This window comes from Streptococcus vestibularis ATCC 49124 (genome assembly GCF_000188295.1).
Taxonomy (GTDB): Bacteria; Bacillota; Bacilli; order Lactobacillales; family Streptococcaceae; genus Streptococcus; species Streptococcus vestibularis.
In genome coordinates this window covers 836,395-848,196 of sequence record NZ_GL831112.1, presented here as the reverse complement: position 1 = coordinate 848,196, position 11,802 = coordinate 836,395, and the positions used below count along the sequence as shown (strand labels likewise).

Annotated in this window: 12 protein-coding genes and 2 pseudogenes; 4 read left to right on the top strand and 10 right to left on the bottom strand. The window is 38.8% G+C overall.

Translation table 11 applies throughout. From position 1 onward, the window contains the following. A pseudogene (locus tag HMPREF9425_RS04195) lies at positions 1 to 117 on the top strand (amino acid ABC transporter permease); the annotation flags it as partial. A gap of 77 nt (positions 118 to 194) precedes the next feature. Here the strand turns inward: HMPREF9425_RS04195 and HMPREF9425_RS04190 are convergent. The 6 genes from HMPREF9425_RS04190 to metK form a co-directional block, all read right to left on the bottom strand. Next, a complete protein-coding gene (locus HMPREF9425_RS04190) occupies positions 195 to 1,076 on the bottom strand; it encodes a DNA/RNA non-specific endonuclease (RefSeq protein ID WP_003097029.1) in 882 nt (293 codons plus the stop codon). Positions 1,077 to 1,137: 61 nt separating this feature from the next. Then, the gene (locus HMPREF9425_RS04185) at positions 1,138 to 1,326 is read right to left on the bottom strand and encodes a DNA-directed RNA polymerase subunit beta (protein WP_003097027.1); all 189 of its coding nucleotides are present in this window, start codon (positions 1,324 to 1,326) and stop codon (positions 1,138 to 1,140) included. A 1-nt stretch (position 1,327) separates the two neighbouring features. Then, positions 1,328 to 2,599: a UDP-N-acetylglucosamine 1-carboxyvinyltransferase gene (gene murA, locus HMPREF9425_RS04180; RefSeq protein ID WP_003097026.1), complete on the bottom strand. Its 1,272-nt coding sequence runs from the start codon at positions 2,597 to 2,599 to the stop codon at positions 1,328 to 1,330. Positions 2,600 to 2,666: 67 nt separating this feature from the next. Next, positions 2,667 to 2,903, bottom strand: coding sequence for a DUF1146 family protein (locus HMPREF9425_RS04175; RefSeq protein WP_003097025.1), 237 nt, complete (start codon positions 2,901 to 2,903; stop codon positions 2,667 to 2,669). Positions 2,904 to 3,084: 181 nt separating this feature from the next. Next, positions 3,085 to 4,104, bottom strand: coding sequence for a UDP-glucose 4-epimerase GalE (gene galE / locus HMPREF9425_RS04170; RefSeq protein ID WP_003097024.1), 1,020 nt, complete (start codon positions 4,102 to 4,104; stop codon positions 3,085 to 3,087). 357 nt (positions 4,105 to 4,461) lie between these two features. Next, positions 4,462 to 5,655 (bottom strand): methionine adenosyltransferase, encoded by a 1,194-nt coding sequence (metK, locus tag HMPREF9425_RS04165; RefSeq protein WP_003092628.1) that lies wholly within the window; start codon positions 5,653 to 5,655, stop codon positions 4,462 to 4,464. A 277-nt stretch (positions 5,656 to 5,932) separates the two neighbouring features. Here metK and birA point away from each other — a divergent pair, with 277 nt between their 5' ends. After that, positions 5,933 to 6,871: a bifunctional biotin--[acetyl-CoA-carboxylase] ligase/biotin operon repressor BirA gene (gene birA, locus HMPREF9425_RS04160; protein WP_003097021.1), complete on the top strand. Its 939-nt coding sequence runs from the start codon at positions 5,933 to 5,935 to the stop codon at positions 6,869 to 6,871. Here birA and HMPREF9425_RS04155 read toward each other — a convergent pair. The 4 genes from HMPREF9425_RS04155 to miaA all read right to left on the bottom strand — a co-directional run bounded on the left by HMPREF9425_RS04155 (position 6,858) and on the right by miaA (position 10,415). Beyond that, positions 6,858 to 7,043: a DUF3272 family protein gene (locus tag HMPREF9425_RS04155; protein ID WP_003092448.1), complete on the bottom strand. Its 186-nt coding sequence runs from the start codon at positions 7,041 to 7,043 to the stop codon at positions 6,858 to 6,860. The genes birA and HMPREF9425_RS04155 overlap by 14 nt on opposite strands. Positions 7,044 to 7,318: 275 nt before the next feature. Next, on the bottom strand, positions 7,319 to 8,971 hold the full coding sequence (gene dnaX, locus HMPREF9425_RS04150) for a DNA polymerase III subunit gamma/tau (protein ID WP_003097019.1): 1,653 nt from the start codon (positions 8,969 to 8,971) through the stop codon (positions 7,319 to 7,321). Continuing rightward, complete coding sequence (locus HMPREF9425_RS04145) at positions 8,971 to 9,471, bottom strand: GAF domain-containing protein (RefSeq protein ID WP_003097017.1); 501 nt, start codon at positions 9,469 to 9,471, stop codon at positions 8,971 to 8,973. Before HMPREF9425_RS04145 ends, dnaX begins: the two co-directional genes overlap by 1 nt. Before the next feature lie 50 nt (positions 9,472 to 9,521). Beyond that, positions 9,522 to 10,415 carry a tRNA (adenosine(37)-N6)-dimethylallyltransferase MiaA gene (gene miaA / locus HMPREF9425_RS04140; protein WP_037621438.1) on the bottom strand — a complete coding sequence of 298 codons (894 nt, stop codon included), beginning with the start codon at positions 10,413 to 10,415 and terminating at the stop codon, positions 9,522 to 9,524. 83 nt (positions 10,416 to 10,498) lie between these two features. On the opposite strand from miaA, the pseudogene HMPREF9425_RS09370 reads away from it, so the two are divergent. Together HMPREF9425_RS09370 and HMPREF9425_RS09900 are read left to right on the top strand one after the other, a co-directional pair. Further along, positions 10,499 to 10,666 (top strand): annotated as a pseudogene (locus tag HMPREF9425_RS09370) (DUF3042 family protein); the annotation flags it as partial. A gap of 653 nt (positions 10,667 to 11,319) precedes the next feature. Continuing rightward, positions 11,320 to 11,802, top strand: a 483-nt coding sequence (locus HMPREF9425_RS09900; RefSeq protein ID WP_003097013.1) for a hypothetical protein, incomplete at its 3' end; no start/stop codon positions are given.

Below are 11,802 nucleotides of genomic sequence, written 5' to 3'. Positions count from 1 at the left end.
CCTAGTCAAATCTTTACCTTATACGGTATTGTGGCTTTAGCCTATTTCGTGGTTAACTTTGCTATTTCTAGCTACTCTCGCTACCTCTCTAAACAATGGGAGCAAGCTAGTGAATAAACAAAAAACTCACCCACGGGTGGGTTTCTTGTTTTTCTGGATACTAAAAACGACTCCAATCGGAGTCGTTTGTTTCGTCAATTCACCGTTACTTTTCCTGAATAATAATCTAGGGTAATTCCCTGTTGGACATTTGGAACAAAGACATTGAACTCAAGCGAGCCATCAGCTGATTTGGCTTCAAGATGTGACCCTGATGGAATGAGGTTGTCTCCTTCATAAATGAGGGTAACACGGTAACGGACACGTTTGTTTTTATCCTGAGCTTTTCGTACCAGGCTTTCATAATAGTTTTGACCTGTGGAAGTTTCGCTATTAGCTTGGTTAGCCCAAGCAGTTTGAACAGCAATATTTTCTGTATTTGAAGTCGAGGCATCAAATCCTTTGAGACCACCTATAAGTGCATAGCCTAATAAATGACCTCGGTCTACGGCATGGCTATACTCTCCTGAAAGATTGTGAACTTGATGCCATCCAGCTGGTGTCCAAGATGTTGAGCCATTCCCTGTTTCTTGACGATTTTTGTACTGTCTGGTCGCTTTACTTAACAAAGCATTCGCAACGGTAGGAACCGTTTGTCCTTGAACTGTTTTGACTTGGTTATTAGCATAGGGTTGGCTTGATACCTTAGCATTTAGATTAGTCTTATTTCCATTAACAATATAAGCCCCTGCCCCATTCCATTCTAAAGAGTTTCCAAGTTGACTCTTGACGGAGCTAGTCATCACTGTCTCAGCGAGCTTCTCTTGTGGTGTAGACTGCCCTTTTGTTGCGCCGTTTGATTTGACAGAGTTATTAGATTTTCCCGAGATTAGACTTGCTACCTGCTTGATTGGATTATTAGGCGAGAGCTTACTGCTCGTTCCAATGTAACCTAAAACTGCAATCAAGATTGCTATTAGCAACGAGACTAGCTGACGTTTCTGTTTATTTGTTAAAGATGTCTTTCGTTTTGCCATTGTTCTCTTTCTTTTATATGAATGTCATGACTAAAGGAGCGGGATTGCTTCCCACTCCCTTTTATTTTCCTGTAAATTTAGCAACAATTGCCTGCCAAGTTTCTGGTTTTAAGATGCTTATCGGATCCTTGCCCTCTCCTAAAACAGCATAGCCTATCATCAAACCGATAGCTAGAAAAGCAAGACCAATCACACACACACTCAAAACAAGTAATAATTGACGAAAAACATAGCCTTTACCAGTTTCCATATTAAGCCTCACTTACACGTGAAATATTTGCTCCTAGTTTAGCTAGTTTCTCATGGAATTGATAGTAACCACGATCCAAGTGTGTCAATTTACCAACAGTCGTTGTTCCTTCAGCTACCATTCCTGTAAGAATAAGTGCTGCTGAAGCTCGAAGGTCAGTAGACATAACTTGAGCACCTTGAAGTGGTAAACCACCGTGAATCATAGCCGTATCACGAAGAATTTCTGAATGAAGCCCCATACGACGCATTTCTTCCAAGTGTTGGAAACGATTCTCAAAGACAGTTTCAATCATGGTTGATTCCCCATTTACCACTGCCATAAGTGCTGTAAATTGAGCCTGCATGTCAGTTGGGAAACCTGGGTGAGGTAGAGTTTTAACGGTTACTGGTTTCAATTGAGAAACATCAGATTTAACACGAATGCCACCTTCTTCTTCCTTAACATCGACACCCATTTCCAATAATTTTGAAATCAAAGGACGGTTATGTTCCCAGATAGCATCTTTGATGAGGACATCTCCAGAAGTCATAGCTGCTGCTACCATAAAGGTACCTGCTTCAATACGATCTTGAACAACTGCATGTTTAGTACCATGGAGAGCTTTAACACCTTTAATCACGAGTGTTTCAGTTCCAGCACCTTTGACGTCTGCTCCCATCTCGTTAAGAAGAAGGGCCAAATCAACAATTTCTGGTTCACGCGCAGCATTTTCAATGGTTGTAACTCCATCAGCCAATGTTGCTGCCATCATAAGGTTTTGAGTGGCACCAACAGATGGGAAGTCCATATAAATCGTTGCACCTTTAAGGTTTTCTGCCGTCGCAGTAATGTCACCACCAACTTGGGTAATTTTAGCACCCATTGCTTCTAAACCTTTGAGGTGGAGGTCGATTGGACGACTACCAATCGTACAACCGCCAGGCATTGAGACCTTAGCGTGACCATTACGAGCAAGAATAGGTCCAAGAACTACGATTGACGCACGCATCTTGCTAACATACTCATATGGTGCTTGATCGAGAATTTCTCCACTAGCATCAACGACAACGGTATTCTTTTCCTCGTCAAAGTCTACAGCAATATCTAAACCACGAACAACATTATTCATCGTGTAAACATCTGACAAGATTGGAACATTAGTTAAGGTTGTTTGACCTTCCGAGGCCAAGATAGTCGCTGCCAACAAGGGAAGGACAGCGTTTTTAGCACCTTCAATGACAACCTCACCACTTAATCGAGTGTTGCCACCCTGCACAATAATTTTATCCATAAGGATTCCTTTCAAGGGTCATTTTCATCTTTTTGTATTATATCAAAAGTCTTTTAAAATCACTAATTTAAGAAATCGAGCTAGCCATATTCTGTCCAAATGCTAAAACCGACAGAATAAAGGAACTGATAAGGTAGCCTAAGGCAATACTGATAAAGAGTAAAAAGAGTTTCAATTTACCAGTATTTTCAATCGGATTTTTGATGATTTTTGCCCAATCAAAGAGGCTAATCAGCATATGATAGCTCAATCCAATAAATACTAGGTGACTCGCCAAAGTGACGAATTGATTAATAATAGCCATAGTTTCATTATACCATAGAAAGCTAGTCTAAAGCATAAAAAGAGGGGTGAGACAGTTCTAAACCTATAATCATTAAGTGACTGCTTTCACTCCTCTTCTCTTTATTTCTGAAACTACTAGATTAGGGCTTTTTTTAAAATATAGTTCTTGTCCTACTCTCTATAGGGTATGATTTCCTAGACTAAGCATAGTCTTCGTAACCATTTGGGTTTGTTTTTTGCCAACGCCAAGAATCTCTGACCATCTCTTTCAAAGTTTTCTTAGCTTCCCAGCCGAGAACCTCTCTAGCCTTTTCAGGAGACGCATAACAAGTCGCAATATCACCAGCACGACGTCCTTGAATATGGTAAGGGATGGCAACCTTGTTTTCAGCTTCGAATGTCTTAACAAGATCCAAAACGCTATAACCATGTCCAGTACCCAAGTTGAAAATCTCAGCACCTTTGTGACTTAAATTATATTTGACAGCAGCCAAGTGACCTGAGGCCAGATCAAGAACGTGAATGTAGTCACGCACACCTGTACCATCTGGAGTTGGATAGTCATCCCCAAAGACATTAAGCTCAGACAGTTTACCGATAGCTACTTGTGTAATATATGGCATCAGGTTGTTTGGAATACCGTTTGGCAATTCCCCAATCAAACCACTTTCATGAGCACCGATAGGATTGAAATAACGAAGATTTGTGACAGACCATGACGGATCTGAGGCAGCTACATCTGTAAGAATTTGTTCCATCATCAACTTAGTATAACCGTATGGGTTAATAGCTGATGTGGGCATATCTTCGGTCATTGGAGAAGGATTATTGGTACCGTAAACTGTGGCACTTGAACTGAAGACGATGTTTTTAACTTCATATTCCTTCATTTTTTCAAGAAGGGTGATTGTACCACTGATATTGTTTTTATAATATTTCAAAGGTTTTTGAACAGATTCATCAACTGTCTTGAAGGCAGCAAAGTGAATGATCAATTCAATATCTTCATTTGTAAAAACCTTATCTAAAAGTTCTGTATCTAAAATTGAACCTTGATAGAATGGGAACTTCTTACCTGTGATCTTTTCCAAGCGTTCAAGGACTGCTGGAGAGCTATTTGAAAAGTCATCAACCAAGACTACATCAAAACCTGCATTAAGGAGTTCGACAGTGGTGTGACTACCAATGTAGCCAGCTCCTCCTGTAATTAAAATAGACATAGGTATTTCCTTTCTTGTTCGTCAGCATCTCTTCTCTCACAATCTTTCATGGTAAAATGAACCGAAGGTTCTTGTGTCATTGGAGATATAATCCTGAGCTTCATGTGATAATTCTAATTTTTTAATAAGCGATACTTGACTTCAGCTCAGCAGTTTGATTTGGAACAGGTGACAGTAAGTCATCTATAAAGAAATTATTAATGGTTGGTGTCCTTAAGCCTATCATTTTAAACATCTAACCGTTTCAGTAAAGTCTTAAATAAGAAAATTCATATTATTTATAATAGGTACAAAAAACAGAATTCAAAAATTAAATTCTGCCTTAATTAAAATCATTAAATTAGATATAATATTATCTTAAGCCTCTACTGCTGCTTTAAGTGCTTCAACCTTGTCCAATTTTTCCCATGGAAGATCGACATCTGTACGTCCCATGTGACCATAAGCCGCTGTTTGACGGTAGATAGGACGTTTAAGATCAAGCATTGCAATGATACCAGCTGGGCGCAAGTCAAAGAGATTACGGACAGCAGATTCAAGTTTGCTTTCAGCAACTGTCGCCGTTCCGAAAGTATCAACACGGACAGACACAGGGGTAGCAACACCGATAGCATAAGCCAGTTGTACTTCTGCTTTCTTAGCAAGACCAGCAGCTACGATGTTTTTGGCAATGTAGCGAGCTGCATATGAAGCTGAACGGTCAACCTTAGTGGCATCTTTACCAGAGAAGGCACCGCCACCATGACGTGAATAGCCACCATAAGTATCAACAATAATCTTACGACCAGTCAAACCAGAGTCCCCTTGAGGTCCTCCAATAACAAAACGACCTGTTGGGTTGATAAAGAATTTAGTCTCATTATCCAAGTATTCGGCTGGAATAACTGCTTTAATGACTTTTTCAATGACGTCTTGACGAATTTGGTCGTTAGTCGCTTCAGGATCGTGTTGTGTTGAAATAACAACAGCATCAACACGTACAGGTTGGTCATTCTCATCATACTCAACGGTAACCTGAGATTTAGCATCTGGACGAAGGTAGGAAATCTCACCAGATTTACGCAAATCTGCCAATTTTTTAACCAATTTATGTGAAAGACTAACTGGAAGTGGCATAAACTCTGGAGTTTCGTCAATAGCAAAACCAAACATCAAACCTTGGTCACCAGCTCCGATAAGATCAAGTGGATCTTGATCACCAGTTCCACGAACCTCAAGTGCTTCATTGACACCTTGAGCAATATCTGGAGATTGTTCAATCAATGATGGGTGAACCCCAACAGATTCTGCTGCAAAGCCGTATTCTGCATTGTTATAACCAATTTCAGCGATAGTATCACGAACCACACGGTTAATGTCCACATAAGCTGTTGTAGAAACCTCACCAAAAACATGGACAGAACCAGTGTAAACAGCTGTTTCTGCTGCTACATGGGCGTCTGGATCTTCTGCTAAAATCGCATCGAGAATGGCATCTGAAATTTGGTCTGCAATTTTATCTGGATGCCCTTCAGATACTGATTCAGACGTGAAAAGTTTACGTTCTGACATATAAAATGTCCCCCTTTTAATATGAAAAATAGTATTAGACAGCACGGATTTAACCGTCTCCTAATAGGTAAAACGCTATTCTCCTGGTAAAGATAAACGCCGTTAAAAAGTTACAAAGAACCAACAGCCAAGCTAGGATGACTGTTGCCTTATCGGGACTTAATAACTATCCTCCATTATATCATTTTTTTCAGTCTAGTCATATAGTTATTTATTATCAAGCCTCATCAATAATTTATAGTGAGCATTTTACCATCTTTTGTATTATACTTAGGATATGAAAACTTATGAACACGTTTATGACATCTTATCGAAGAGTCCAGACTTTGTAACGGGAGAGAGCTTGGCTAAAAGCCTTGGTGTCTCACGGACAGCCATTTGGAAGGCAATTCAAACACTTCAAGAACAAGGAATTGACATTACAAGTGTCCGAAAGAAAGGCTACTATTTAGAAAAGGGAGATATTCTTCTTCCTCAAGATATTTCTAAGCAACTCAACATTCCAGTCTACTTTAATCCAGATTCTAATTCTACCCAACTAGATGCTAAACATGGCATGGAAAAGAATAATTCAACGCCTGCACTTTATCTGGCATCAAGTCAAAAGGCAGCCAAAGGACGATTTGAACGTCACTTCTTTGCCAGTCCACAAGGTGGTATCTACATGAGTATCCACTTAAAGCCCAACTGTCATTTTGAGGAGTTACCCCCTTATACGATGATGGTGGCAGCTACTATTGTCAAAGCTATTCAGCGTCTAACCGGTATCAATACAGAAATCAAATGGGTTAATGACATCTACCTCAACAACAAAAAAATGGCTGGTATCCTTACCGAAGCCATTAGTTCTATCGAATCTGGTCGCATCACAGATGTCATTATCGGGGTTGGGCTTAACTTCTCAATCAGTGATTTTCCTAAAGAGTTAGCCAATAAAGCTACTAGCCTTTTTACTTCTGAAAAACCAAGCATCACTCGAAACCAGCTTATTTCAGAAATTTGGAAACTCTTTTTAACCATTCCTACTATCGATCTGGTCAAAGTCTATAAAGAAAAATCTCTCGTTTTAGACAAACAAGTGACCTTTAAACAAGCTGGAAAGGCTTACAGTGGTATTGCTAAAGACATTGGAGACAAGGGGCAACTCCTCGTTCTCACTGACGACGATCAGGAAAAATGGCTGAGCGCTGGTGAAGTGAGCCTTACTTCTTGGTAGACTTACCGGCTGCACGCGCAATGCGTGAAACAACATAGGTTGTCCAAAGACGACGTAAGAGTAAGTAACCAAAAAAGACTGTAAAAAAGTAATAGCCATGCTGTAAACTATAATTAAAACAAACCGTTTCAAAAATAGTTTCAAGCGTAATAAACAAAATTTGTTGAATCATAAGATTATTATATCAATAGATAGAGCCTAGGACAAGCAGTCTAGGCTCTTTTAGATGTTAGAAAGATTAGACCTCAAGATAGATAAACACACTCACAAGATACCTAAGGCGGGATAACTAACTTTCCCTAGCTTCTACATTTCTGGGCTCAGACCTAAAGAGGTCCACTGGACCTCCTCGCTTTTTCATTTCTTGGCTCGGACCTAAAAAGGTCCACTGGACCTCCTCGATTTTTCATTTCTTGGCTCGGACCTAAAAAGGTCCACTGGACCTTTTTAGTCCTCTATTTCGACAACATCAGAGAGAAACTCGAGTTCTTGAGGGATATACTCTTCACGATCTTCTTTTTCTAACTCTTCCTTAGATTTTAGACTTCGTGCAAATTCTGTACGGAGTTTTTCAAATTCTGATTTTGGAACAGCCATAATATTAGGCGAGAAACCGGCAGCTGAACTCATGATATTACCAAACATATCATTGAGATCACTACGTTTCATGACCAGTTCAGCATTAAAGGCAGCATTAAATGCCAGGATGGCATTTTCCTGATTGGCTAGTACAGGCTCAGATCCATTCAAAAGGGCCCTATTTTGTGGGCTAATAGAATCCAAAATTTCAGGCCAAGTTGCCTTTAGAGCATCCAGACACTGGCGTGATTTCTGGGGATTTTCCATGGTTTCACGCATAATAGTGAGAATCTTTTCACGATCCACCTTGTACTGATAAGCAGGTTTGGCTTTTCGAGTTGGTAATGCATCTCCTTGGACTTTGCCCTCTTTAAGAGCTTTACATAGGCCTTCTACTTCGCGACGAAGACTATCTAACTCTTCTTGTAAATTCTCTGGAATTTCTTGTGACATCTGACTATGGGTTTCTGACAATTTTATAGTCAGCATCTCCGCATAGATTTTAGGATGTGTCCCAGTTTTAATTTCTGGCAAGGCACTTGTAACCAAGTCAATCAATTGGAAAAGTCGGTCTTGCTCCAGAGAAAGGTTTTCTTCAAAAAGGAGACTATGATGACTGTTCTCTCCGCCCGCTTTGACAATCAAAAGATCACGGAAATACTCCAAGAGATCAGTCGCAAAACGGCTCATAGATTTCCCATTGTCAAAAAGAGTTTCAAGATTTGATAAAGCTTGCGTAGTCTCTTGATTGCGAACGTTAGCGACAAAACTATCTAGGGCTGTTAAACCAATAGAACCAGTGATTTCTTCAGCTACGGCTTGGCTGACATGATTGTCAGGAGAAAGACTCAGTGCTTGGTCTAAGATTGACAAAGCATCACGCATACCACCTTCCGCACGACGAGCAATAATGGTCAAAGCCTCATCATCAAAGGTTAATCCTTCTTTTTCCAGAATTGAAGCCAAATGCTCCTTAATAGCTCCCTGTTTGATCGATTTAAACTCAAAGCGTTGGACACGAGAAAGAATGGTTGCAGGAATCTTATGTAATTCAGTGGTCGCCAGGATAAAAACAACATTTTGAGTTGGTTCTTCCAAAGTCTTCAAAAGAGCATTGAAGGCACCTGTCGAGAGCATGTGAACTTCGTCAATAATATAGACCTTGTAAGTCGCACGACTTGGAGCATAGGTTGACTTATCACGAATCTCACGAATCTCATCAACACCGTTATTGGAAGCCGCATCGATCTCAATAACATCTTCAAGACTGCCGTTAGTAATATCACGACAGATATCACAGTGGTTACATGGCTCACCATCGACCTGATTAGGACAATTCATTGCTTTGGCAAAAATTTTTGCTGCACTGGTCTTACCAGTACCACGTGGGCCAGAAAAGAGATAGGCGTGGCTGATTTTCCCTGACTCTACCGCCTGTCTTAGCGTGGTTGAAATCACTTTTTGACCAACCATCTCGCCAAAAGTCTGACTACGGTATTTACGATATAAGGCTTGATACATTAGTTAACCTCAAACATTGCAAAAGTAAGATTTGTTTTTTCAAGTAAGACTTTGACAAACTGTTCAAGATAGTCTTGGTCAATGTCATCGTAGTCTCCTACTTGATGAGAATCCAAATCAAGAACACCAACTAATGTACCATCCTTCACCATAGGGACAACAATCTCACTTCGAGCAGCAGAATCACAGGCAATATAGTTGGCATGTTTAGTGACATCTTGGACAATCAAGGTTCTATTTTCTGCCGCAGATTGGCCACAAACACCCTTACCTAAGGCAATTCGAACACAAGAGACATTCCCTTGAAATGGTCCAAGGATTAACTCGTTTTTAGCATGATCCAATAGATAAAAACCTGTGAACACTGAGTTTGGCAATGTGGTATTCAAGAGAGCCGAGGCATTAGAAAAGTTGGCCAGAGCATTGTCTTCATTGGCAAAAAGTGCCTTAGCCTGAGCTAGCATTATTTCATAGGCTGATTTTTTTTCTTCTTTAGTCATAGTTATTATTATAGCAAAGATAGGTATTTAAAACTAGGAACCACCTACTCCTATCCTTCCCTTTCATTTAAAAATAAAGCAAGATCTTGAATCACATTTTCAGGATAATCTGGACTAGAAATCTGATAAAACTTAACCCTCATGCGATTTCTGAACCAGGTTAATTGGCGTTTAGCAAATCGACGGGTATTTTGCTTGAGTTTTTCTAAGGCCTCATCTAAAGTTTGTTCCCCAGAAAAATAAGGAAATAATTCCTTGTAGCCAATTCCACGTGCGGACTGGACCTCAGGATAATTATCATAGAGCCACTTAGCCTCTTCCAAAAGCCCAAGTTCAACCATCTTGTCAACACGAGTATTAATACGGTCATAAATTAAGGAACGCTCATCATCCAACCCAATAATAAAAGGATCAAAAGTCGTCTCTGTATTTTCAGGATTATCAGAAAAGCGATGCAACTCAAGAGCCCTAATGGAACGACGACGATTAATCTCCTTTATCTCTATACCTAAACTATCGATCTGCTCAAAAAGTTCCAAATCAGAAAGTTGCTCTAACTCAGAGCGATAGGCTAACACCTGCTCTTGATCCACTTGACCACCCAGATGATAACCTTCAAGAATACTTTGCAAATAGAGACCTGTACCACCAACAATAATAGGAAGTTTGCCACGATTGACAATATCAGTAATGGCAATTTGCGCTTCATTCACAAAATCATAGGCTGAATAAGACTCATCGACATCTCGGACATCAATCAGATGATGCACTGCCGCTGCCTGTTCTTGAGGAGTAGCCTTTGCAGTCCCTATATTTAATTGGCGGTAAACCTGTTGGCTATCTCCTGAAATAATTTCGCCATTAAAACGCTGGGCCAACTCAATTCCAAGTGCCGTTTTTCCCACAGCGGTGGGGCCAGCCACTACAATAAGTTTGGTTTTCATAATGTTTCCACTTGCTATTCTAGATATTTTTTTAGATAATATAAGCATATTATAACATATACGGAGGATAGTCTCATGGCTAAAAACATTCATTTGCTAAAGGTCTTGCTACTGGTGTTCTCGGAACTGCTGCTACTGTTGCAGGTGCCGTTTTCGCAGTTAAAAAGACAATTATCGAACCAGAAGAAAAAAAATTGGCTTTCATCGAAGAAAATCGTAAAAAAGCAGCTCGCCGTCGTGTAAGCCGCTAATAGTTATAACCAGGGAAACCTGGTTTTTTGATTGAATAGATAGATTTCTTTTACGTTAGTTAACTGGTCTGATAATCACAGTCAAGGGAAAAATCTAAAGGTAATCTCAATAGTTATTATGGTTCCAGAATGAAATAAAAACATAATTCGCAATTTGTTTTGGACCCTTTTGTTCAATCTCCAAAGTAGATAAAACAATATCTTCACCAAACTTCCAATCGCCTGTTATTCAAAATCTCAGGCCTTTTTATCACAATATAATATCCTCAGAAAAGTTTATTTGGTACATCAAAAATGATTATTTCATATTCTTTACCTATCATCTTTTATTTATAACTCAATAAAAAGCCTCTTTTAAAGAGACTCATTAAACCAGTTTACTTATTGTTATTTAAAGCTTAATCAATTGTTAGGAGCTAAAAAACTATAAATAATTACAGAATCATTGCAGGTTAGAGATATAAAAGTTATAATTTATTGTAATAAACAGAAAGTTTTAAAATTATGTATTCAGTGCAAATGTGATACAGTCATCAAGTGTTCTCAAGTTTTAATTTCAGAACAAAATATTATCAAATACAAGAAAATATTGTTGCTGATAATTTTCTTACAAAAGTTACCTATATCTACAAAAGAAATTAGTGAGGTTAAAAATGAACTTTATAAAATCTATCGATAATTTTTTTAGAAAGACTACTCCTACTTTACCTACACAAAAACCATTTTTGATATTTGGTAGAGAAATTAAAAATTGGGACGGTTTCCTGTTTGACAATGTATTACCCTGGGCAAATGAAATAATTCCAGGATCAAATCTAAGAATATCCGATTTGATATTTTTATGGGTTATAAAAAGATTTGGTCAAGATTTTAAATCTTACCCAAGTCACTTATCAAGAAATTATGGAATTACATCTCCGTTTAATCAAGTCAAAAAACTAATAGATTTAGGATTAGTTGATAAAAATTTTATGGTTACAAAACTTGGAAATGAAACAATTGATAAAAATCGTAAGTATATTGAATTACATAAAAATGGGTGGACCACAACTGAAGAAAAAAAACATAATTATGAAAATCATAAACTTTTCATAAAAGAACATGCAGAATGGCTCTCACAAATTGGTGAAGTAGAG